Here is a 21,667-nt window from a genome sequence, read left to right on the forward strand (position 1 = left end):
GTGATCGGGCTGGAAAGCCGCTTCTCACGGCTGTGGCGAGCGAACGCATCGCCAAACAATGCGGAGCAATGAGAAGTGAATACCTTCGAAACAAACGCCATCTTCCTAGTGCGACGTTTATACTGAGAGCCGATGAATTGGTGCAAGAAGACGGTCTCTCTCCCACGGTTCGTTGCATCGGCAAGGAGCTGGAGAGCTATCGACATACAGGGTTCGGGTTCCGCCCCAGCGATTCCCCGCCGCATTGAACGTCACAGCAAGCAAAGCGGCCGATCCACTTTCCACTCATGACGGACATCGGCGGCAGGCTAAGAGTGGCTTTGTTGCGGTGAATTCATCGCCGAGAGGGCTGATCGTCTGCCTCAACGCATTTCAAGCAGCCCCCGACCCTACTCCCCGTGCGCCCGGCCGAAATCAGGCCGTGCATCGTCCTGCCCCTGGTCGATCACCCCGCGGCGGATCGCGCGGGTGCGCGTGAACAGGTCGAACAACGTATCCCCGTCCCCCCAGCGGATCGCGCGTTGCAGCATCGTCACATCCTCGGTCAGCCGCTGCAGGATCTCCAGCACCGCCTCCCGGTTGTTCAAAAACACGTCGCGCCACATCGTCGGGTCGGACGCGGCGATGCGGGTGAAATCGCGGAAGCCACCCGCCGAATATTTGATCACCTCGCTGCGCGTCACCTCTTCCAGGTCCGAGGCGGTGCCGACGATCGAATAGGCGATCAGGTGCGGCACATGGCTGGTCACCGCCAGCACCAGGTCGTGATGCTTGGGGCTCATCAGCTCGACCTGCGCGCCCAGCGCCTCCCAAAAGGCGCGCAGGCGGATGACGGGCGCGCTTTCCGCTCCGTCCTCGGGCGTCAGGATGCACCAGCGCCCCTGGAACAGCGTCGCGAAACCCGATTCCGGCCCGCTATGCTCGGTGCCCGCCACCGGATGCCCCGGCACGATCGTCGCACCCGGCAGCGCACCACGCAGCGCGGCGAAGACGCTGGCCTTGGAACTGCCGACATCGCTCACCACCGCGTCGGCGGGCAAATCCTCGGCGATCTCCGCCGCCACCGCCGCCATCGCCCCGACCGGCACGCACAGGATGACCAGATCGGCATCGACCACCGCCGCACCCGCCGAATCGGCGACATCGTCCGCGATGCCCAGCGCGTGCACCGTATCGCGCACGCTCGGGTCCGCGTCATAGGCGGTGACGACCGCGCCGGGCATCGCCTTCTTCACCCCGCGCGCGATCGACGAGCCGATCAGGCCCAGCCCGATGATCGTCACGCGCGCGAAAGGCAGCATCAGGCGCCGGCCAGTTCGCGCAGGGCCGCGACGACGCCGCGCGTCTCGTCCTCGGTCCCGATGGTGATGCGCAGGCCATGCCCCAGCCCCTGTCCGGGCAGCCAGCGGACGATATAGCCCGCATCCATCAGCCCGTGATAGGCGCGCTCGGCGGTCAGTGCGCCCTCGAACAGCACCATCGAGAAATTGCCCTTGGACGGTACCGCGCGCAGGCCGGCATTGCCTAAGCCGGCGATCTGCTCCTCGAACCAGCGCAGCCAGCGCGTGTTGTGCGCGCGCGTGTCCTTCACGAAACCGGTGTCGCGGATCGCGGCGACGGCGGCCGCCTGCCCGGCGATCGTCACGTTGAACGGGCCGCGGATGCGGTGCAGCGCATCGATGATCGCGGGCGCGCCATAGCCCCAGCCGATACGCTCGGCCGCCAGCCCGTGGATCTTGGAAAAGGTGCGCGTCACCAGCACGTTGGACGCGGTACGCGCCAGCGCCAGGCCGCCATCGTCCTCGCCCTCCTCCAGATATTCGGCATAGGCCTGGTCGAGGACGAGCAGGACATGAGACGGCAGGCCGGCATGCAGCCGCGCGATCTCGTCGGCGCCGACAAAGGTGCCGGTGGGATTGTTCGGGTTGGCGACGAACACCACCGTCGTCCGCTCGGTCACCGCGGCCAGGATCGCATCGACATCGGTCGCATAGTCGCGGTCGGGGACCACCACCGGCGTCGCGCCGACGCGCCGCGTCGCGATCTCGTACACGGCAAAGCCGTAGCGGACATGGATGATCTCGTCGCCCACGCCCGCATAGGCACCGGCCGCCAGATGCAGGATCTCGTCCGATCCGGTGCCATAGATGATCTGCGCCGGCTCCAGCCCGTGCACTTCGCCGATCGCCTCGCGCAGCGCGGTTGCAGTCGCGTCGGGATAGCGCTCCAGCGTATCGGCCGCGGTCGCGAAGGCCGCCCTGGCATCGGGGCTGGTGCCCAGCGGGTTCTCGTTGGACGACAGCTTGTGGACGCGGCGGCCGTCATCGGTCGTGGAGCGGCCGGGGATATAGGGGGCGATGGCCTTTACCCAGGCCTTGGGATCGGGTGCGGTCATGGCGGGGGCATAGCCGCGCGGGCCTTGCGTCGCCAGCCCCGGCGGCCTAGCGAACCGTCCCATGTCCGATGACGCGCGCTTCGGCCTTCTCCGCCATGTCCGTCTGCCCGGCCCGCTGCGGCTGGACGGCGGCGCGCTGCTGTCGCCGGTCGAGATCGCCTATGAAACCTATGGCACGCTCGATCCCCAAGGCAGCAACGCGATCCTGATCTGCCATGCGCTGACCGGTGACCAGCATGTCGCCAGCGTCCATCCGCGCACCGGCAAGCCCGGCTGGTGGACGCGGCTCGTCGGCCCCGGCAGGCCGATCGACCCGACCCGGCATTTCATCATCTGCTCCAACGTCATCGGCAGCTGCATGGGCTCGTCGGGCCCCGCCACGATCAACCCCGCGACGAACGCGCCCTGGGGGATGAGTTTTCCCGTCATCACCATTCGCGACATGGTGCGCGCGCAGGCCCTGCTGCTCGATCATCTGGGGGTGGGACAGTTGCAGGCGGTGGTCGGCGGATCGATGGGCGGCATGCAGGCGCTCAGCTGGGCCGCCACCTTTCCCGAGCGGGTTCGCGCCGTCGTCGCCGTCGCCACCACCGCGCGCCACACCGCGCAGAACATCGCCTTTCACGAGGTCGGACGCCAGGCGGTGATGGCCGATCCCCGCTGGCGCGGCGGCGACTATTACGGGCATGACGACCCTCCCGCCGCCGGTCTCGCGGTGGCGCGCATGGCCGCGCACATCACCTATCTGTCGGAAGCGGGCCTGACCGAGAAGTTCGGCCGCAAGCTTCAGGCGCGCGAGGCGAAAAGCTTCGGCTTCGACGCCGATTTCCAGGTGGAAAGCTATCTGCGCCACCAGGGGATCAGCTTCGTCGACCGGTTCGACGCCAATTCCTATCTCTATATCACCCGCGCGGTCGATTATTTCGACCTGGCCGAGGAACATGGCGGCCTGCTCGCCGGTGCCTTCCGCCAGACGCGGGCGCGCTTCTGCGTGGTCAGCTTCGACACCGACTGGCTGTATCCCACCGCCGCCTCGCGCGGCATCGTCCAGGCGCTGAACGCGGCCGGCTCCGCGGTCAGCTTCGTGGAACTGTCCAGCCCTTACGGCCATGACGCGTTTCTGCTGGAGGCCCCCGAGATGAACCGGGTGATCGACGGTTTCCTGAGGGCCGAGCCATGAACGACCTGCGCCCCGACCTGTCGATCATCGCCCGCCACGTCGCCCGCGGCAGCCGTATCCTCGATATCGGCTGCGGCGACGGCGCGCTGATGGCGGCGCTGCGCGACGAGGCGGGATGCGACGCGCGCGGGCTGGAGATCGATCCCGCCAACGTCGCCGCCGCGGTCGCCCGCGGGCTGGCGGTGGTGCAGGGCGATGCCGACACCGACCTCGCCAGCTACCCCGACGCTAGCTTCGACTATGCGATCCTCAGCCAGACACTGCAGACCGCGCGCGCTCCGGACGTCGTGCTCGACCACCTGCTGCGCATCGGCCGCCGCGCCTTTGTCAGCTTCCCCAACTTCGCCCATTGGCGCGTCCGCCTGTCGCTCATGTGGGGCGGACGCATGCCCGTCACCGACCTCCTCCCCGAACGCTGGTACGACACCCCCAACATCCACCACGTCACCATCGACGACTTTCGCGCCTTTCTGCGTGATCGCGGCCTGACCGTGGAGGGAAGCTGGTTCCTGTCGCGCAGCCGCCAGACCAGTGCCGCCGCGGCCAATCTGCGCGCGGAACATGCGGTCTTTCTGCTACAGCGATGAACTAAACTTGATTTAAATCAAGATGAGTACGGAACCGAACATAGGTCAGCGCATTGGCTTGTCCGAGTATCGGGCATGGTCCTTCGACCCTGCCCGTCCCGATATTGGAACGCCCGCATGTCGAAAACCGCACTGATCGTAGAGGACGAGATCTTCGTTGCCCTCGATCTCGAACGCATCCTCACCGACGCGGGATACCACGTCGCCGCGATCGCCGCGGACAGCGCCACCGCGATGGAGGCCGCGCCGCAGTGCAGCTTCGCCTTTGTCGACGTCAACCTGCGCGACGGCGCCACCGGCCCCACCATCGCCCGGCGCATTTCGTCCGAATATGGCGTCAAGGTGGTGTTCGTCACCGCCAACCCCGCGCAGATCGGCGAGTCGGGCGGCGCGCTAGGCTATATTCGCAAGCCCTTCAGCGAGCAGGCGATTATCGCGGCCGCGGCCCTATGCAGCCAGGCGTGCAGCGAAACGGGCGGCAAGATGGATGCGACCGAGACGCCCGACCTGATGCCCTTGACGCTCAACCACGGCTGAACGCCGCCTCCGGCACCGCCACCGTCACCACCAGCCCCTCCGGCCGCCAGTCGCGCGCCACCGTTCCGCCGAGCTGGCGCACCGCACTCAACTCCACTAGTTGCGATCCGAACCCGGCATAGGCGGGTGCCGCGTCGACGCGCGGGCCGCTCGTCTCGGTCCAGCACAGCACCACCCCGCCATCGCGGCGATCGATCCGCACCGTCACGCTGCCATGATCGGTCGACAGCGCGCCATATTTGCTCGCGTTCGTCGCCAACTCGTGAAACAGCAGCGCCAGCGGCGTGGCCGAGCGATCGTCGATCCGCACATCGTCGCCCGTCACGCGCAGCCGCTCCATGCTTTCCTGCGCATAGGGCAGGAACAGGTCGTTGAGCAGGCCGTGCAGACTGTCCTGCCGCGCCAGCGGGCGCGACGCGTTGCTGTGCGGCCGGACGAAGTCGTGCGCGCGGCCCAGCGCGGTGATCCGGTCGCGCAAGTCGGCCGCCAGCGGCGCAAACGGCGGATTGCCCCGCGCCGCGAAACCGATCAGGCCCGAGATCACCGCAAAGATGTTCTTGATGCGGTGGCTCAGCTCCTGGCTGATAATCTCGCGCTCTTCCTGCACCAGCTTCTGTTCGTGGATGTCGGTGCAGGTGCCGAACCAGCGGGTGATCGCGCCATCCGCATCGCGCAGCGGCAGCGCCCGCCCCAGCACCCAGCGATAGGTGCCGTCGAAATGGCGCAGGCGATATTCGATCTGGTACGGGTCGCCGGTCGCCAGGCTTTGCCGCCACACCGCCCAGGCGCGATCCTGATCGTCGGGATGGAACATGTCGTTCCACCCCTCGCCGTCGGTGGAACCCCGGGGGGTGCCGGTAAAATCGTACCAGCGCGCATTGTAATAGTCGTGATAGCCGTCGGGCAGCGTCGCCCACACCATCTGCGGCATCGCATCGGCAAGCGTCCGGAACCGCCGCTCGCTATCGGCCAGCGCTTCCGCCTCGCGCTCGCGGATCGCCTCCTGCTCGGCGGTGGTGCGCCGATCCTCCAGCCGTGCCATGGTCAGGCTGGCCAGCACCGTCAGCCCCTGCCGTTGCAGCGCGGTCAGCCCCTCGGGCCGCGGCTCCCGGTCGACCACGCACAACGCGCCCAGCGCCACGCCGTCCCGCGACCGGAGCGGCATGCCCGCATAGAAGCGCAGATGCATGTCCCCGGTGACGAAGGGATGATCGGCAAAGCAGGGGTCCAGCGTCGCGTCGCGGATCTCGGTCAAACCGTCCTGCACCATCGCATGGGTGCAAAAGGACAGGCTGCGCGACGGTGCCGCCATTCCGTCCGCCCCGCTTTGCGCCAGGAAGCGGGTGTCTTCCTCCTCGACCAGCGAGACGAGTGCCATCGGTGCCGCGCACAGCGTGGCGGCGAAATCGGTCACGTCGTCCAGCAGGCCGGACGCCCGGACGCCGCCGGGGGCATAGGCATCGACGATCCGGGCACGGGCCGGTGTCGGATCGTCGCTATTCGTCATGCGATAAAGCTACCTTGCCGGCCGAAAAACAGAGATGTCGACCGGAATCAGAACGGCACGTCGTCATCCAGATCGTCGGCGAAACCGCCGCCCTGGCTGAACCCGCCGCGACCACCGGCGTTCCCGGCCGCCGCCCCGCCGCCGCGCTGACCGCCCGATCCGCCGCCAAAGCCGCCGCCCGACGAGGATCCGCCGCCGCCATAGCCGCCGCCGAAATCGTCACCGCCGCCGGCCCAGTCGTCGCCGCCGCCGCTGCGGCCACCGCCGCCCTGCCCGCCGCCAGGTCCGTCGAGCATGGTCAGGACCGAGTTGAAGCCCTGCAGCACGACCTCGGTCGAATACCGCTCATTGCCCGACTGGTCCTGCCATTTGCGCGTCTGCAACTGGCCCTCGATATAGACCTTCGATCCCTTGCGCAGGAACCGCTCGGCGACGTTGGCCAGCCCTTCGTTGAAGATCGCGACCGAATGCCATTCGGTCTTTTCCTTGCGCTCGCCCGAATTGCGGTCCTTCCACGATTCCGACGTGGCGATGCGCAGGTTCACGACCTTGCCGCCGTTCTGGAAGCTGCGGCTTTCGGGGTCGCGCCCCAGATTGCCGACGAGAATGACCTTGTTGACGCTGCCTGCCATGATGCCCCGAAACTTCTCTTACAGGCCGGCGAGCGTCGCCAGCCAATAGGTGATACCGGCCATGATGTAGGCCGTGGCGAACAAATAGCCAACCATGAACGCCGGCCACTTCCACCCGTTCGTCTCCCGCCGGGTGACAGCGATGGTGGAAATGCACTGGGGGGCAAAGACGAACCACATCAGAAAGGCGAGCGCGGTCGGCAGGGTCCACCGGTTCTTCAGATTCTCGGTGATCGCCTTCTGCCCGCCCTCGGCATCGGGGTCGTCGATGGCATAGACGGTGCCGATCGCCGCCACCGCCACTTCGCGCGCCGCCATCGCGGGGATCAGTGCCAGCGCGATGTCGCGGTTGAAGCCGATCGGCGCGACCACCGTCTCCAGCCCGTTCGCGATCCGCCCCGCCACCGAATAATCGACCGGCGAGATGCCGCTATTCTCCGGCGGCTTGGGGAAGGACAAAAGCGCCCACAGGATCACCGTGGTCAGCGCGATGGTGGTCCCGGCCCGCTTGAGAAAGATCAGCGACCGGCTCCACAGCCCGATGGCGACGTCGCGAAGCTGCGGCCACTGATATTTCGGCATCTCCATCATGAAGCCGGAGGATTCGCCCTTGGTCACTGTCCGGCGCAGCACCAGCGCCGCGACGAATGCGCCCAATATGCCCATGACGTAGAGGCCGAGCAGCACCAGCCCCTGCAAACCGACCAAAGGCGCCACCTGCCGGTCCGGAATGAATGCCCCGATGATGATCGTGTAGACCGGCAGCCGCGCCGAACAGGTCATCAGCGGCGCGATCAGCATCGTGGTCAGCCGGTCCTTTTCGTCCTCGATCGACCGCGTCGCCATGATCCCCGGCACCGCGCACGCAAAGGAGGACAGGAGCGGGATGAACGCCCGCCCCGACAGGCCGACATGCGCCATCAGCCGGTCCATCAGGAACGCCGCGCGCACCATATAGCCCGACGCTTCCAGGATCAGGATGAACAGGAACAGGATCAGGATCTGCGGCAGGAAGACCACCACCGCGCCCACACCCGCGATCAGGCCATCGGTCAGCAGCGATCGCAGGAAACTGTCGGGCAATACCGCATCGATCCACCCGTCCAGCGCGGCGAACGCGCCCTCGATCCACCCGATCGGCGCCTCCGACCAGGCGAACACCGCCTGGAACATGATGAACAGCAATCCGATCAGCAGGATCGGTCCCGATACCGGGTGCAGCGCCACCGCATCCAGCGCATGGGTCCAGCGTCGCCCGGCGGTTTCCGACACCGTGGTCCGGCCCGCAATCTCGCGCGCGCGGCGTTGCAGCGCCTTGATGTCCTCGGCGGGCCCGGCATCGCGGGACTGCCGCGTCGCCACCATCTCGCCGACATGGCTGCGCAACGCATCGATCCCGCGCCGCCGCACCGCCACCGTCGGCACCACCGGGACGCCCAGTTCGCGCGACAGGATGTCGGGGTCCAGCGTCAGCCCGTCGCGCTCGGCCAGGTCGACCATGTTCAGCGCGACCACCACCGGCAGGCCCAGCGCGATCAGTTGCAGCGCGAAGCGCAGGTGATTGTCCAGATTGGCGGCGTCGACGACGATGATCAGCGCGTCGGGACGCCGCTCCCCCGCCTGCCGCCCGGTGACCACATCGCGCGTCACCCGCTCGTCGGGGGAGGACGGGTCCAAGCTATAGGCGCCGGGCAGGTCGACCAGTTCGACCGGGCGGCCATCGTCCAGCGCCAGACGGCCCGAATGCCGCTCCACCGTCACGCCCGGATAATTGCCGACCTTCTGCCGGGCACCGGTCAGCGCGTTGAACAGCGCGCTCTTGCCGGCATTGGGATTGCCGACCAGCGCGACCAGCGGTTGTGCATGCATCCTGTCAGCGACGATCCGAGTCGCCCGGTGCGGACTCGCCTGCCGTGACCTGCGCGACCGGCGCTACCTGGATCGCGGCGGCGACGCGGCGGCGCAGCGCCACCGTCATCCGTCCGATGCGACAGGCGATCGGACCGCCACCCAGGAAACTGCGATGAAGCACCTCGACATCGACGCCCTCGTCGAACCCGAACTCGCGTAAACGCCGTGCCTCGGGCTGCGCCAGTCGCTCCCATGCGATTGCGGCCACCGTTGCCGGGCGGTGGCGCGGCAGCGAGATCAGGCTGAACCCGGCGGAGTCGAACATCGGTGCGGTGGCCATGGCCCCTACATAGACCGCCTGCGAGTGATTATCAATTAGCCGCGGTGATGAAGTTACACGGCCGGATAGCGCAGCCGGCCGATAAAGCGCGAAAGACTCGGCCGATATTCCGCGCGGCGCAGCACGCCCGCCTTCAGCTTCTCGAACTGCATGATGCCATCGATCCGCCGCGCCAGGAACGCGCGCGTGTCCGCATGGCCCTCGCTGTCATCGTCCACGAACACGGTGATCGTCGCGCCGTACACGCCCAGCAGGATCGTACGCTTGGTATAATGATTGTAATCGGTCGCGGTGTCGCCGGCATGGCGCCAGATCGTGTCCACCGATCGCCACCCCAGCCGCGCGGCCGCCGCCACGTTCTGCGGCATGGCCAGCACCGCCAATGCCCGGCGAAGCGCCTCGCGCTCGGGCGCCAGCACCGCCAGCCGCGCCTCGACAAGCTGCTGGATACGCTGGCGGATCTTCATCGTGGCGACCGTCGCGGCGGGCAGCGCCTCGACCATCGCCCGGTCCACGCTGTCGAACCACGCATCGATCATCGCCACCGCCCCGCCCGCAAACGCCAGCCGCGCCACGTCCCGGTCAATGTCCGCCGCATCCGCCGCCATCTCCAGCGCCGCGGCGGTCCAGCCGTCGAATGCCGCATTGCTGGCGATGCCGGGGGCAAGGGCGGCGCGAACCTCGTCCAGCGTCATATCCACGACATCGCTCATGCCTCACTCCTTCCCTTGCGGCGAACCAGCACCAGTGCTGCCGCCACCAACGCCACGCCCAGCAGATCGGGCCCGCCCAGCCGCTCGCCATAGATGATCCACCCGATCGCGCCCGCCACGATCGGCTGGACGAGCAGCGCGATGCCGATCACCAGCGGGCTCAACTTGCCCAGCGCATAAATCATCAGCCCCTGCCCCACCACCTGGCTGACCAGCGCCATCGCGATCAGCGCGCCCCAGTGATCGGGCCAGATCCGCTCGCCCAGCACCAGCGCATAGAGCAGCAGCGGCACGATGCTCGCCAGCGTCGACATCGCCAGCGCCGGCACCGGCGCCACCCGCATCCGCACCCGCGCCATCAGGATGAAGTAGACCGCATACAGCACGCCCGCCGCCAGACACAGCAGATCGCCGATCAGATGCCGCGGGTCCGCCTGATAGGACCGCCCCATCAGCAGCCCGCCGCCCAGTGCCGCCAGCAGCAGCGCGAACGCCTGCATGCGCGTCGGCCACGCCCGCGCCACCAGAAAGCCGTAGATCGGAAAGATCAGCGTCGCCGAATTGCCGAACAGCGTGGCATTGGCCAGCGTCGTCTGCCGGATGCCCAGGTGCCACGTTCCCAGATCGCCGGCAAAGGCGATGCCGGACAGCAGCAGCACGCCCAGCAGGCCCCAGGGGGGTTGCCGCCCCCGCACGACGCCACCGCCGCCGGCCACGAATGCCGCCGCCACCAGCACGGGCGCGGCCAGCGTGATCCGCCAGAACGCCGCCGCCACCGGCCCGGTATCCGCCAGCCGCACGAACCACGGCCCGAAGGCGAGCGCTACGTTGGCCAGGATCACCGCGGCGAACGCCGCCGGGGACGCATCCGGTAACGGGGTTTGGGCCGGCGCAGTTTTTCTTGGGGGTGCGCTTGCGTGCATGGCTCCCCTTAGCTCCCTATCTCGCCGTCGTCAGGCAAGAAAAAGGAAGCCTAATGCCCAGTCTGTTCGACGCCATCGATCTCGGCGCCATTCACGCGCCCAACCGCATCCTCATGGCGCCGCTCACCCGTGGTCGCGCCGACAAGGCGGCGGTGCCGACCCCGATCATGGCCGAATATTATGCACAGCGTGCCGGTGCCGGCCTCATCATCTCGGAAGCGACCGGGATCAGCCGCCAGGGGCTCGGCTGGCCCTTCGCCCCCGGTCTTTGGTCCGACGAGCAGGTCGAGGCGTGGCGCCCGGTGACGAAGGCGGTGCACGACGCCGGCGGCCGCATCGTCGCGCAGCTCTGGCACATGGGCCGGCAGGTCCATTCCTCGGTGATCGGAGAGCAGCCCGTCTCTTCCTCGGCGACCGCCACCGCGGGTCAGGCGCATACCTATGACGGCAAACAGGATTTCGAGACCGCGCGCCCGCTGACGCTCGACGAGATCCCCGTCCTCCTCGACACCTATGCACGCGCCACCGCCAACGCGCTCGCCGCCGGGTTCGACGGCGTGCAGGTCCACGCCGCCAATGGCTATCTGATCGACCAGTTCCTGCGCGACAACGCCAATTTCCGCGACGACCGCTACGGCGGCACCCCGGAAAACCGCATCCGCCTCCTGCGCGAAGTCGTGGAGCGCGTCGCCGGCGTCGCCGGTGCCGACCGCACCAGCGTCCGCCTCTCCCCCAACGGCGACAGCCAGGGCGTGGACGACTCGAACCCCGCCGCGGTCTTCATCCCCGCCGCCCAGGCGCTGGCGGAGATCGGCATCGGCTTTCTGGAACTGCGCGAACCCGGCCCCGACGGCACCTTCGGCAAGACCGACGTACCCAAGCTCTCGCCACAGATCCGTGACGTGTTCACAGGGCCGCTGGTGCTGAACTCGGACTATGAAACCGCCGCACAGGCGCAGGCCGCCATCGACGCCGGCACGGCGGATGCGATCAGCTTCGGCCGCACCTTCCTGGCCAACCCCGACCTGCCCGAGCGCCTCGCCAAGGACGCCCCGCTGAACCAGAGCAACATCAAGACATGGTACAGCCAGGGGCCGGAGGGTTACATCGACTACCCGACGCTGGACGAGGCCAGGGCGGCGTAAGACCCGATGGAAGGGTGAGGGGCCGCCACAGGCGGAACGCTGCTTGGCACCCCCTCACCCCGACCCTCTCCCCAAGGGGAGAGGGAGCAGCGTTACAGCCGCTCCACCCGGTCCAGATACCGCGTTACCCATCTCCGCAGCGGCCGGTGCATTTCCGGCGACCACTGCATCAGGAACGCCGCCGCCCGGCACCATCCGACGATCCGCAACCGCGTGGCGTCCAGCCTCAGCGTCCGTGGCGCCTTGTCATCATACAGCGCAGCGGTCACCACCTCGCCCCCGCCATCGAACCGCGTCCGCTGCGGCCCCGCCCCGGCCACCGGTCCGGCCGCACGCGTATCGATCACCACCAATCGCCGTCCGCGCTCGATCACGCGGAATCGGGTCGGCGGCATCTCGGTCACCGGAGGACCATCACCCGAAGCGGCTCTTCAGGTCCAGCATCGCCAGCGCCGCCTTTGCCGCCTCGCCGCCCTTGTCCTTCTGGTCGGGGCGGGCGCGGACCAGCGCCTGCTCCTCGTTCTCGACGGTCAGGATGCCGTTGCCGATCGCCAGCCCGTCCATGGTCAGCGCCATGATCCCGCGTGCGCTTTCGCCCGCGACGATCTCGAAATGATAGGTTTCCCCGCGGATCACGACGCCCAAGCCCACGAACGCGTCATAACGCTCCGCCGCCAGCGCGATCGTGCCCGGCACCTCCAGCGCGCCCGGCACGGTCACCGTCTCGTGGGTGTGCCCCGCCGCCTCGATCGCGGCGCGCGCACCCTCCAGCAGCAGGTCGTTCAGATGGGTATAGAACCGCGCCTCGACGATCAGCACATGCGCCATCAGGCGTCTCCTTCTTCGATGCGACGCTCGCCGACGATCGACAGGCCATAGCCGTCGAGGCCGACCAGCGTGTGATGGGTGTTGGTCAGCAGCACCATGTCCTGCACGCCCAGTTCGGCCAGGATCATCGCGCCGACGCCGTAGTCGCGTAGTTCCTCCATGTCGATCGACACCTCCTCGCCCGCCTTCAGGCGCACCGCGGTGGTGAATGCGTCCGATCGCGGCCGGTTGATGACGACGACGACACCGGCACCCTCCTCGGCGATGATCTCCATCGAACGCGCCAGCAGATGCCCGCGCGACCCCGATTCGCCGAACACGTCGGCAAAGGGCGACAGCGCGTGCATGCGCACCAGCACCGGCTTCGTGATGTCCAGCCGCCCCTTGACCAGCGCGACCTGCTCGGTCCCGGTCGCCTTGTTGCGATAGGCGCGCGCCACCCAGTCGCCGCCCCATTCGCTGACGAACTTGGCCTCCGACTGCAACTCGACCAGATGGTCGTAGCGCCGGCGATAGGCGATCAGGTCGCGGATCGTGCCGATCTTGAGCCCGTGGAGCTGCGCAAAGCCGACCAGATCGTCCATGCGCGACATGGTGCCGTCCTCGTTCATGATCTCGCAGATCACACCCGAGGGGTTGAGGCCGGCCAGCCGCGCGACGTCCACCGCCGCCTCGGTATGACCGGCGCGCACCAGCACGCCGCCGTCCCGCGCGACCAGCGGGAAGACATGGCCCGGCGTCACGATCTCGCCCGCGCCCTTGGCCGCATCGATCGCGACCGAGATGGTCCGCGCACGGTCGGCCGCCGAAATCCCCGTCGTCACCCCCTCGCGCGCCTCGATCGAGACGGTGAAGGCGGTCTCGTGCCGGGTGCCGTTGTTGCGGCTCATCAGCGGCAGGCCGAGCGCGTCGACGCGCTCCTTGGTCATGGCGAGGCAGATCAGCCCGCGGCCGTGCCGCGCCATGAAGTTCACCTTTTCGGGCGTCGCCATCTGCGCGGGGATGACCAGATCGCCCTCATTCTCCCGGTCCTCGTCGTCGACCAGGATGAACATCCGCCCGTTGCGGGCCTCGTCGATGATCTCTTCGGGGCTGGACAGAAAGGCGTGGCGCAACCGCGCCAGTTCTGCGGACTTAGCGGCCACGATAATGCTCCATGCGTTGCAGATAGCGGGCAAGTACGTCGATCTCGACATTCACCGCCTGCCCCTCGGCCACCGTGCCCAGCGTGGTCACCGCGGCGGTATGCGGAATGATGTTCAGGCCGACGACCGTGCCGTCGGCTCCATCCTCGACGCTGTTCACGGTCAGGGAAACGCCGTCGATCGTCACCGACCCCTTGGTCGCGACAAAGGGGGCCAGTTCGGCCGGCACGCGCACGAACACGCGGTGCGATCCGCCTTCCTCCGCCACCGACACCACGGTGCCGACCCCGTCGACATGGCCGGTGACGATATGCCCGCCCAGCTCGTCGCCCAGCTTCATCGCACGTTCCAGGTTCAGGTGGCGGCCGTTCGTCCACTGATCGGCCGCGGTCCGGCTGATCGTCTCGCCCGAGACGTCGACCGCGAACCAGCCCGGCGCGCCGGGCGCGGACTTGTCGACCACGGTCAGGCACACGCCCGAACAGGCGATCGAGGCGCCCAGATCGACGCTGCCCATGTCATAGGCGGTGGAGATGCGGACGCGCGTGTCGCCGCGCGACTCGACCGCGTCGATGATACCGATATCGGTGACGATGCCTGTAAACATATCAGCCGCGCTCGTAGACCTCGAGCCGGTCGCTGCCAAGCGCGCGTGCATCGGCCAGCCGCCATCGGCCATGCGCATCCGCCAGCGTTGCCAGCCCGATATCGCCCAGTGCCGCGCGGCCCCGCCCGATCAGCACGGGTGCCCGGTACAGCAGCAGCCGATCGACCAGATCGGCGCCCAGGAACGCCGCCGCCGCCCCGGCGCCCCCCTCGACCATCAGATGATCGACCCCCGCCAGCCCGGCAATCGCCTGCGGGGCCGCGACATGCTCCCACCCCGGTTCGGGCCGGCGCGACAGTAGCACGCGGCGCGGGCTTCGCGCCGCCAGCCCGGCCAGCCGCACGTCCAGCCGCGGCGCATCCGCCACCAGCGTGCCGCGGCCGACCAGGATCGCCTCGTGCCGGCTCCGCTCCAGATGGGTATGCGCCCTAGCCTGCGCGCCGGTGATCCAGCGGCTCTGCCCGTCCGCCATCGCGATGCAGCCATCCAGCGAGGTGGCGAGCTTCAGCGTGACATAGGGCCGCCCCGATGCCTGCCGCATCAGGAAGCCGGCGATGATGCCCCGCGCCTCGGCCTCCCGAACCCCTTCGACCACCGCGATCCCGGCATCCCGCGCCCGCGCGAAACCGCTGCCGTTGGTGCGGGGATCGGGATCGCCCATCGCCGCCACGATCCGCGCGACGCCCGCGGCGATCAGCAGGTCGGTACAGGCCGGCCCCCGCGCCGAGACATGCGCGCACGGCTCCAGCGTGACATAGGCGGTGGCGCCGGTTGCCGCAGCGCCCGCTTGCCGCAGCGCCATCGCCTCGGCATGCGGCCGCCCGCCATCCTGCGTCCATCCGCGCCCGACCACGCGGCCGTTCGCGACGATGACGCAACCGACGCTGGGATTGGGGGCCGTCCGTCCGCGCCCGCGCGAGGCGAGCGCCAGTGCAGCGCCCATCCAGCGATGATCGTCGCTCAGATACCCCACCGGCTCAACGCGTCGTCCACCTTCTTGAACTCGGCGCGCTTGGCCTCTTCGGCGGCCTTTTGCTCGGCCAGCATCTTCTTTTTCTTGAAATAGTCGATCTTCTGCTGCGCGACGATCTCGGCGTCGGTGCGATCGGCCGACCATTGCTCGACATAGACGATGTCGGGCTTGTACGGCACCGGCACATAATCGTCGCGCGCAAAGGCATAGACGAAGAAGCCGGTGATCCCCACCGCCAGCGCCAGGAACCCCAGTTCATAGGGCTGGCGATGCGACAGAAACAGCCGCAGATCCTGATAGGCGCGGCGGGGCGAAAAGCGGCCGAAGAACGACATGGGCCCGAAGATAGGGATTTGGGGGCCGCGGATAAAGGGCCAAACACCAGCTCCCTCTCCCCTCCGGGGAGAGGGTTGGGGTGAGGGGCCGCCAAGCAGTGCAACACTGCTGGTTTGCCCCTCACCCTCCCACCAGCACCAGGTCGCCCATGCCCCCGGCATGGGCTGAACAGCGCGGGGCGCTGTTCAGCTGATGCTTCCCGCAGGGGAGAGGGAGCAACCCCAGCATCAATCCTCCAGCACGAACGTCACCGACATCGTCCGCCACGCCTCTTCCGCCACGCCGTCGCGCGTCGCCGGCTTGAACCGCCACTTGGCCAGCGCCCGCTCACGCGTCGCGCGGCAGAAGCCGTCCGAACTCGCGGTCACGCATTCCGCCTGCCGCACCCGCCCGTCGGTTCCGACCAGCACCCGCACCACCACGCGCCCGGCCTCGCCCATCCGCTGCTCGGCGGATGGATAGGGCGGCTGGAACTGCCCGGCATAGCGCGGATCGACCTGCGGCCCGGTGAACACCGATGGCGGCTTGGGTGGATCGACCACTCGCGCGGTACCCGTGCCGCCGATCACGCCGCCCTCGACCGGCGGCAAAGGCGGCGGCGGCGAAAACACCGGTCCGGCCGGCGCGACGTCCACGGGCAGCATGGTCAGATCGGGTACCGGCCGGGGTGCCGGTTGCGGCGTGACGCTCTCGCGCGGTTGTATCTCGGGAAGCACCGGTTCGGGTGGCGGCGGGGGCTGCAGCGGGATGTTCGTCGTGGTCAGCGTCGTGTCCGGCGGCTTCTTGAACACCGATGGCGGATTGGCGAACAACAGCGCCCCGATCAGGACGACGTTGACGCCGACGGCCACCGACAGGCTGGCCGGATGGAATTCACGTGCGTGACGATCCGCATACATGACGCTTGCCTCCTTCGCTGACGATCACTCCTTGAGACGCCCCACGGCCACACCTTGCCGCGGGATGCGATGGTACATCATAACGAGACTCGCGCAAGCGGCCGTTTTCCTACAGCGTGTCGGTCCGCTATGACGTCACCATGATCCGGCACACGCCCGCCAGTCCGCTGCTTCCGACAAGGCAGCGTAACGAGATCGGAAGTGGACACGCAGTGGGGGGTGTAGTGTCCACTTCCACGGCACGCGCCGGGTCAGCCCGCCGCCGCCCCGAGTCGCGCTACCGCCCGCGCCTGCCCGATCAACGGCAGCAACTGGCCCATGTCCGGTCCATGCGCCCGGCCGGTCAGCGCCAGGCGCAGCGGCAGGAACAGCGCCTTGCCCTTGCGCCCGCTCGTCCCCTTCAACCGGTCGGTCAGCGCGTGCCAGGGATCGCCCGCCCAGTCGATCGCCGCCGCCGCGGCCGCCGCCTCGGCCAGATAGGCACGATCCTCCCCGGCGATCTCCGCGTCGACCGGTCCCTCGATCACGCCCCACCAGTCCGCCGCTTCGGCCACCGTCGACAGGTTCGGCCGCACCGCATCCCATTCCGCCGCGCCCATGCCGGCGGGCAGGCGATCCGCGACCGCCTCGAACGGCAACTGGTGCACGATGCGCGCGTTCAGCTGTGCCAGTTCGGCCTCGTCGAACCGCGCCGGCGCGCGGCCGAAGCGGGCGAAATCGAACGTCGCGATCAGCGGTGCCATGTCCGCCACCGGCTCCACCGGATCGCTGGTCCCGATCCGCGCCAGCAACGCGCGGACGCTCTGCGCCTCCAGCCCGACCTCGCGGAAGTGATCGACGCCCAGCGATCCCAGCCGCTTGGACAGCTTGCCCTCCGCCCCGGTCAGCAGCGCGGCATGCGCAAAGTCCGGCGGGGTCGCGCCCATCGCGTCGAACATCTGCAATTGCAGCGCGGTGTTGGACACATGGTCCTCGCCGCGCACCACCTGCGTCACCCCCATGTCGATGTCGTCGATCGCTGATGGCAGCATGTACAGCCATGATCCGTCCGCGCGCCGAATGACGGGATCGCTCATCGTCGCAGGATCGAAGCTTTGGGACCCACGCACCGCATCGTCCCAGCGTATCGGCGCGTCATGATCCAGCTTGAACCGCCAGTGCGGGCGTATCCCCTGCGCCTCCAGCGCGGCACGCTCCGCTTCCGACAGGCGAAGCGCCGCCCGGTCATAGACGGGCGGCAATCCCCGCCCCAGCAGCACCTTGCGCTTCAGGTCCAGTTCCTGCGCGGTTTCATAGGCCGGATAGATGCGCCCGGCCGCAACCAGTTCGGCGAACCGCGATTCGTACAGCGCGAACCGCGCCGATTGCCGCACCTCCCCGTCCGGCTCCATGCCCAGCCACGCCAGATCGGCCCGGATCGCGTCCACGAAGCGTTCCTCGCTGCGCTCGGCATCGGTGTCGTCGATGCGCAGCAGGAAACGGCCGCCATTCCCCTTCGCATACATCCAGTTATGCAGGGCGGTGCGGATATTGCCGACATGAAGCCGCCCGGTGGGCGACGGCGCGAAGCGGGTCACGGTCATGCGCGTGGCCATAACCGGGGCCCGGCGATGCGGCAAAGCACTTTGCGCTTATGTGACACCATGGTTAAGGGGCGCGCATCACGACCGGGCTGCGGGGACCGACGACCATGAAGTTGATGACGGGCAATTCGAACCTGCCACTGGCGCAGGCGATCTCGAACTATCTCGAGGTGCCGCTGACCGAGGCGCTGGTACGCCGCTTCGCCGACGAGGAGATCTTTGTCGAGATCCAGGAGAATGTCCGCGGCGAGGACGTGTTCGTCATCCAGTCGACGGGCTTTCCCGCCAACGACAACCTCATGGAACTGCTCATCATGATCGACGCGCTGAAGCGCGCGTCGGCCAAGCGGATCACCGCGGTCGTTCCCTATTTCGGCTATGCCCGCCAGGACCGGAAGCCCGGCCCGCGCACGCCGATCTCGGCCAAGCTGGTCGCCAACCTGATCACCGTCGCGGGCGCCGACCGCGTGCTCTCGGTCGACCTGCACGCCGGGCAGATCCAGGGCTTCTTCGACATCCCCACCGACAATCTCTACGCCGCGCCGGTGATGAGCGCGGATATCCAGGCCCGCTTCCGGGGCAAGAACCTGATGGTCGTCTCGCCCGACGTCGGCGGCGTGGTGCGCGCCCGCCAGCTGGCCAAGCGACTTGACAACGCGCCGCTCGCCATCGTCGACAAGCGTCGCGAGCGTGCCGGCGAGTCGGAGGTGATGAACATCATCGGCGATGTCGAGGGGCGCTTCTGCATCCTGATCGACGATATCGTCGACTCGGCCGGCACGCTGTGCAACGCCGCCGCGGCGCTGCGCGCGGCGGGGGCCGAGGACGTCGTCGCCTATGTCACCCACGGCGTGCTGTCGGGCGGCGCGGTCGCGCGGGTCGACGGCTCGGCCCTGCGCGAGCTGGTCATCACCGACTCGATCGGCAATCACGAGACGATCGGCACCACCCCCAAGATCCGCCACCTCGCCATCGCCCCCCTGCTGGGCGAGGCGATCAAGCGCATCGCGGACGAAACCAGCGTGTCCTCGCTGTTCGACTGATACGCCCGAACCCTCTTCCTCGGTCGGGGGTAGAGGGTCGCCGCCTCAGCGGTTGCCGAGGCCGACGATATGTTCGAACACCGCCGGGTGCAGCGGCTTGGCGAAGGCGCAGCCATATTTGAACTTGTCCCGCCATGCGACCACCGCCTCCAGCGGCGCGAGGCCGGGCAGCGTCAGCCACACCACCGTGCCCGGCCACAGCGTGAAGCTGGTTTCGGCACGAAAGCCCTGTTGCGACAGGTCGACCACGTCGATCTCGAACCGGGTCTGTCCCTTGTCGCGCAGATGCGCGCGCATCTTGACCTTGCGGCGCAGCGACTGGCGGAGTTCCTGGCCGGCGACCGGCTCGAACGGCGGGGTGAAGACCGGATGTTCCATCGCGACTCGCTCTACGGCCATGGTGGTTACTTTTCCGGAAACGCACCGGCCTCCGCTTTGGGTGCGCGTACCCCGGCATGGCGCCGCCGCTTCAACTCGGCCTTCAGGTCCTCGGGCCGGGGCGCGACCAGGAAGCCGAAGCTGACATTGCCCTCCTTCGTCTCCACCACGTGATGCAGCCGGTGCGCCTGCACGATCCGCTTCATGTAGGTCGACTTGGGCAGGTACCGCGTCGGCAGCCGCCGGTGCACAATCACGTCGTGGAAACCGAAATAGATCGCGCCATAGGCCGCGATCCCCGCCCCGATCCAGGTAAAGCCCGGCCACCAGCCAAGCTGCACGCCGCCCAGGATCATCACGAACGACGGCACCGCGAAGATCGCCGCATACAGGTCGTTCAACTCCCAGCTGCCGGTCCGCGGGCGATGGTGGCTTTCGTGCAGGAACCAGCCCGGACCATGCATGATCCAGCGGTGTGCCGCATAGGCGAAGCCTTCCATGCCGATCACGGTGGCGACGAGGAGCAGGATGCCGATGGACCAGGACATGAAATTCTTCGACTTTCCTATATATATTGCGATGCGTTTGCAATAGTGCGCTGAATTCCGCAAAATCCGGGGTGGATTCGCTTCGCTCCCTGTGCGAAAGGGCTGTCAACCGTCCTAGATAATAGCACAAGGCGAGGTCGCCCATGAACATTCACGAATATCAGGCGAAAGAACTGCTGGCGAAGTTCGGCGTACCGGTCCCCGCGGGCTTTGCCGCCCTGTCGGTCGACGAGGCTGTCGAGGCGTCCAAGAAGCTTCCCGGACCGCTCTACGTCGTCAAGGCGCAGATCCACGCCGGCGGCCGCGGCAAGGGCAAGTTCAAGGAACTGGGCCCGGATGCCAAGGGCGGCGTCCGCCTCGCCAAGACCGCCGACGAGGTTCGCGCGGCCGCTGCCGACATGCTCGGCAACACGTTGGTGACGATCCAGACCGGTGACGCCGGCAAGCAGGTCAACCGCCTGTACGTGACCGACGGCGTCGACATCGCCAAGGAATTCTACCTCGCGCTGCTCGTCAACCGCGCGACCGGCCGTGTCTCGATGGTCGCCTCGACCGAGGGCGGCATGGATATCGAGACTGTGGCGCACGACACGCCGGAGAAGATCCACTCGATCGACATCGACACCGCGACCGGCTTCATGCCGCATCACGGCCGCTCGGTCGCCGCTGCGCTGGAGCTGACCGGTGACCTCGCCAAGCAGGCCGCCAGCGTCGCGTCCAAGCTGTACGACGCGTTCCTGGGCACCGATGCCGAGCAGATCGAGATCAACCCGCTCGCCGTCACCGACGATGGCAAGCTGGTCGTGCTCGACGCCAAGGTCGGTTTCGACGGCAACGCCATGTTCCGTCACAAGGACCTGATGGAACTCCGCGACACCACCGAAGAGGACGCGATGGAGCTGGAGGCGTCGAAGTACGACCTCGCCTACATCAAGCTCGACGGCGACATCGGCTGCATGGTCAACGGCGCCGGCCTTGCCATGGCGACGATGGACATCATCAAGCTGAACGGCATGTTCCCGGCCAACTTCCTCGATGTCGGCGGCGGCGCCAACAAGGAGAAGGTGACGGCGGCGTTCAAGATCATCCTGAGCGATCCGGCGGTGAAGGGCATCCTGGTCAACATCTTCGGCGGCATCATGCGCTGCGACATCATCGCGGACGGCATCGTCGCCGCGGCGAAGGAAGTGAACCTGCAGGTGCCGCTCGTCGTCCGCCTCGAGGGCACGAATGTCGAGAAGGGCAAGGAGATCCTGGCGAACTCGGGCCTCGCCATCGTCCCCGCCAACGATCTGGGCGACGCGGCCAAGAAGATCGTCGCCGAGGTGCAGAAGGTCGCCTGACGCGCCACGGTCATCACCGATGCGATAAGGGGCCCGGACGGAAACGTCCGGGCCCTTCTTCGTTCTGGAAGAGACGGATGGCGAACGGTCATCCACCATAGTGAACTTGCGAAACCCTCGCAAAACTCCCAAGTGGACCGGTGAAAACGATCCGCCATGGACAGGAAGGAGCCC

The 21,667-nt window shown here is 67.8% G+C and carries 24 protein-coding genes; 6 read left to right on the forward strand and 18 right to left on the reverse strand.

Annotated elements, in window-relative coordinates:
- Positions 1-389: 389 nt before the first annotated feature.
- Positions 390-1,301 carry a prephenate/arogenate dehydrogenase family protein gene (locus OXR08_RS04370; protein ID WP_112383774.1) on the reverse strand — a complete coding sequence of 304 codons (912 nt, stop codon included), beginning with the start codon at positions 1,299-1,301 and terminating at the stop codon, positions 390-392.
- Positions 1,301-2,395, reverse strand: coding sequence for a histidinol-phosphate transaminase (locus OXR08_RS04375; RefSeq protein ID WP_267348031.1), 1,095 nt, complete (start codon positions 2,393-2,395; stop codon positions 1,301-1,303). Before OXR08_RS04375 ends, OXR08_RS04370 begins: the two co-directional genes overlap by 1 nt.
- A 61-nt stretch (positions 2,396-2,456) precedes the next feature.
- Here OXR08_RS04375 and OXR08_RS04380 point away from each other — a divergent pair, with 61 nt between their 5' ends.
- The 3 genes from OXR08_RS04380 to OXR08_RS04390 all read left to right on the forward strand — a co-directional run bounded on the left by OXR08_RS04380 (position 2,457) and on the right by OXR08_RS04390 (position 4,699).
- On the forward strand, positions 2,457-3,575 hold the full coding sequence (locus tag OXR08_RS04380; protein ID WP_267347979.1) for a homoserine O-acetyltransferase: 1,119 nt from the start codon (positions 2,457-2,459) through the stop codon (positions 3,573-3,575).
- The gene (gene metW, locus OXR08_RS04385; protein WP_112383776.1) at positions 3,572-4,162 is read left to right on the forward strand and encodes a methionine biosynthesis protein MetW; all 591 of its coding nucleotides are present in this window, start codon (positions 3,572-3,574) and stop codon (positions 4,160-4,162) included. Before OXR08_RS04380 ends, metW begins: the two co-directional genes overlap by 4 nt.
- 117 nt (positions 4,163-4,279) lie before the next feature.
- Entirely contained in the window at positions 4,280-4,699 is a 420-nt protein-coding gene (locus OXR08_RS04390; protein WP_267347981.1) for a response regulator, read from the forward strand.
- Here the strand turns inward: OXR08_RS04390 and OXR08_RS04395 are convergent.
- From OXR08_RS04395 to OXR08_RS04420, 6 genes are read right to left on the reverse strand one after another with little or no spacing between them, the layout of a single operon-like run.
- Complete coding sequence (locus OXR08_RS04395; RefSeq protein WP_149682664.1) at positions 4,686-6,206, reverse strand: PAS domain-containing protein; 1,521 nt, start codon at positions 6,204-6,206, stop codon at positions 4,686-4,688. The two genes, OXR08_RS04390 and OXR08_RS04395, sit on opposite strands and share 14 nt — an antisense overlap.
- Positions 6,207-6,253: 47 nt before the next feature.
- Positions 6,254-6,838 (reverse strand): single-stranded DNA-binding protein, encoded by a 585-nt coding sequence (ssb, locus tag OXR08_RS04400; RefSeq protein WP_276589323.1) that lies wholly within the window; start codon positions 6,836-6,838, stop codon positions 6,254-6,256.
- An 18-nt stretch (positions 6,839-6,856) separates the two neighbouring features.
- On the reverse strand, positions 6,857-8,707 hold the full coding sequence (locus OXR08_RS04405) for a ferrous iron transporter B (RefSeq protein ID WP_267347988.1): 1,851 nt from the start codon (positions 8,705-8,707) through the stop codon (positions 6,857-6,859).
- A 4-nt stretch (positions 8,708-8,711) separates the two neighbouring features.
- Positions 8,712-9,029, reverse strand: coding sequence for a FeoA family protein (locus tag OXR08_RS04410; RefSeq protein WP_240313646.1), 318 nt, complete (start codon positions 9,027-9,029; stop codon positions 8,712-8,714).
- Between the two features lie 53 nt (positions 9,030-9,082).
- Positions 9,083-9,742, reverse strand: coding sequence for a COQ9 family protein (locus OXR08_RS04415; protein WP_112383780.1), 660 nt, complete (start codon positions 9,740-9,742; stop codon positions 9,083-9,085).
- Positions 9,739-10,665: a DMT family transporter gene (locus OXR08_RS04420; protein WP_267347990.1), complete on the reverse strand. Its 927-nt coding sequence runs from the start codon at positions 10,663-10,665 to the stop codon at positions 9,739-9,741. The genes OXR08_RS04415 and OXR08_RS04420 overlap by 4 nt, the downstream gene beginning before the upstream one ends.
- Positions 10,666-10,718: 53 nt before the next feature.
- Here OXR08_RS04420 and OXR08_RS04425 point away from each other — a divergent pair, with 53 nt between their 5' ends.
- Complete coding sequence (locus OXR08_RS04425) at positions 10,719-11,810, forward strand: alkene reductase (protein WP_267347992.1); 1,092 nt, start codon at positions 10,719-10,721, stop codon at positions 11,808-11,810.
- Between the two features lie 92 nt (positions 11,811-11,902).
- Here the strand turns inward: OXR08_RS04425 and OXR08_RS04430 are convergent, their stop codons facing one another.
- The 8 genes from OXR08_RS04430 to OXR08_RS04465 all read right to left on the reverse strand — a co-directional run bounded on the left by OXR08_RS04430 (position 11,903) and on the right by OXR08_RS04465 (position 18,181).
- Positions 11,903-12,205 carry a hypothetical protein gene (locus tag OXR08_RS04430; protein ID WP_267347994.1) on the reverse strand — a complete coding sequence of 101 codons (303 nt, stop codon included), beginning with the start codon at positions 12,203-12,205 and terminating at the stop codon, positions 11,903-11,905.
- Between the two features lie 19 nt (positions 12,206-12,224).
- Complete coding sequence (ribH, locus tag OXR08_RS04435; protein WP_267347996.1) at positions 12,225-12,638, reverse strand: 6,7-dimethyl-8-ribityllumazine synthase; 414 nt, start codon at positions 12,636-12,638, stop codon at positions 12,225-12,227.
- Positions 12,638-13,783 carry a 3,4-dihydroxy-2-butanone-4-phosphate synthase gene (ribB, locus tag OXR08_RS04440; protein ID WP_235904063.1) on the reverse strand — a complete coding sequence of 382 codons (1,146 nt, stop codon included), beginning with the start codon at positions 13,781-13,783 and terminating at the stop codon, positions 12,638-12,640. Before ribB ends, ribH begins: the two co-directional genes overlap by 1 nt.
- A complete protein-coding gene (locus OXR08_RS04445; RefSeq protein ID WP_267348007.1) occupies positions 13,773-14,390 on the reverse strand; it encodes a riboflavin synthase in 618 nt (205 codons plus the stop codon). Before OXR08_RS04445 ends, ribB begins: the two co-directional genes overlap by 11 nt.
- Before the next feature lies 1 nt (position 14,391).
- Complete coding sequence (ribD, locus tag OXR08_RS04450; RefSeq protein ID WP_267348034.1) at positions 14,392-15,354, reverse strand: bifunctional diaminohydroxyphosphoribosylaminopyrimidine deaminase/5-amino-6-(5-phosphoribosylamino)uracil reductase RibD; 963 nt, start codon at positions 15,352-15,354, stop codon at positions 14,392-14,394.
- On the reverse strand, positions 15,351-15,698 hold the full coding sequence (locus OXR08_RS04455) for a hypothetical protein (protein WP_112383787.1): 348 nt from the start codon (positions 15,696-15,698) through the stop codon (positions 15,351-15,353). Before OXR08_RS04455 ends, ribD begins: the two co-directional genes overlap by 4 nt.
- A gap of 228 nt (positions 15,699-15,926) precedes the next feature.
- Positions 15,927-16,598, reverse strand: coding sequence for a TonB family protein (locus tag OXR08_RS04460; RefSeq protein ID WP_267348010.1), 672 nt, complete (start codon positions 16,596-16,598; stop codon positions 15,927-15,929).
- Between the two features lie 251 nt (positions 16,599-16,849).
- Positions 16,850-18,181, reverse strand: coding sequence for a glutamate--tRNA ligase (locus tag OXR08_RS04465; protein WP_267348012.1), 1,332 nt, complete (start codon positions 18,179-18,181; stop codon positions 16,850-16,852).
- A gap of 107 nt (positions 18,182-18,288) precedes the next feature.
- Between OXR08_RS04465 and OXR08_RS04470 the strand changes: the two genes are divergently transcribed.
- Complete coding sequence (locus tag OXR08_RS04470; protein WP_267348014.1) at positions 18,289-19,224, forward strand: ribose-phosphate pyrophosphokinase; 936 nt, start codon at positions 18,289-18,291, stop codon at positions 19,222-19,224.
- A 45-nt stretch (positions 19,225-19,269) separates the two neighbouring features.
- Here OXR08_RS04470 and OXR08_RS04475 read toward each other — a convergent pair whose 3' ends face one another.
- Together OXR08_RS04475 and OXR08_RS04480 are read right to left on the reverse strand one after the other, a co-directional pair.
- The gene (locus OXR08_RS04475; protein ID WP_235904062.1) at positions 19,270-19,623 is read right to left on the reverse strand and encodes a pilus assembly protein PilZ; all 354 of its coding nucleotides are present in this window, start codon (positions 19,621-19,623) and stop codon (positions 19,270-19,272) included.
- 5 nt (positions 19,624-19,628) lie between these two features.
- Positions 19,629-20,150 carry a sterol desaturase family protein gene (locus OXR08_RS04480; RefSeq protein WP_267348018.1) on the reverse strand — a complete coding sequence of 174 codons (522 nt, stop codon included), beginning with the start codon at positions 20,148-20,150 and terminating at the stop codon, positions 19,629-19,631.
- A 143-nt stretch (positions 20,151-20,293) separates the two neighbouring features.
- Here OXR08_RS04480 and sucC point away from each other — a divergent pair, with 143 nt between their 5' ends.
- Positions 20,294-21,493 carry an ADP-forming succinate--CoA ligase subunit beta gene (gene sucC, locus OXR08_RS04485; RefSeq protein WP_112383792.1) on the forward strand — a complete coding sequence of 400 codons (1,200 nt, stop codon included), beginning with the start codon at positions 20,294-20,296 and terminating at the stop codon, positions 21,491-21,493.
- The last annotated feature ends 174 nt before the right edge of the window (positions 21,494-21,667 follow it).

The organism is Sphingomonas sp. GM_Shp_2, assembly GCF_026540875.1.
Classification (GTDB): Bacteria; Pseudomonadota; Alphaproteobacteria; order Sphingomonadales; family Sphingomonadaceae; genus Sphingomonas; species Sphingomonas carotinifaciens.